The sequence below is a fragment of the Heyndrickxia coagulans DSM 1 = ATCC 7050 genome (assembly GCF_000290615.1).
GTDB classification, from domain to species: Bacteria; Bacillota; Bacilli; order Bacillales; family Bacillaceae_C; genus Weizmannia; species Weizmannia coagulans.
On record NZ_ALAS01000144.1, the window covers coordinates 1 to 364 of the forward strand.

Consider the following 364-nt stretch of genomic DNA (forward strand, 5'->3'; position numbering starts at 1 on the left):
CGGGCGGCCGGCGAGCCTCCTCGCTCGTACCTCGCTGCGGGGTCTCTCCTGGCCCGCTTTTCCCGCAGGAGTCTCGTAAATTTCGCGCGCATCAACGATCAGTCCCCCACATACCAGGCTTAAAACGAAAGCTCTAATATTTTGCTTAAATGCCCCATTGCCGATGAACGGCTTGAATGCAGGGAAACTGATCCGTGCTTTACGCCGATTGACGGGCGTACAGGCTGCTTGAATCGTTGAGACATCCTGATGGATTGTTGCAAGCTCCGTTGCTTTCTCGCGCTTCTTGAACGGTGTTTCAGATAGGTTTCCTGCAATGTCCCGTTAAGCATGCCCTGTTTCACCTTTACCATGGCTTCGGCGC

General features: G+C 54.4%; 1 pseudogene. It reads right to left on the bottom strand.

Annotation, left to right across the window (positions count from 1 at the left end):
- Positions 1 to 119 precede the first annotated feature (119 nt).
- Positions 120 to 364 (bottom strand): annotated as a pseudogene (locus IC21_RS16210) (ISLre2 family transposase); the annotation flags it as partial.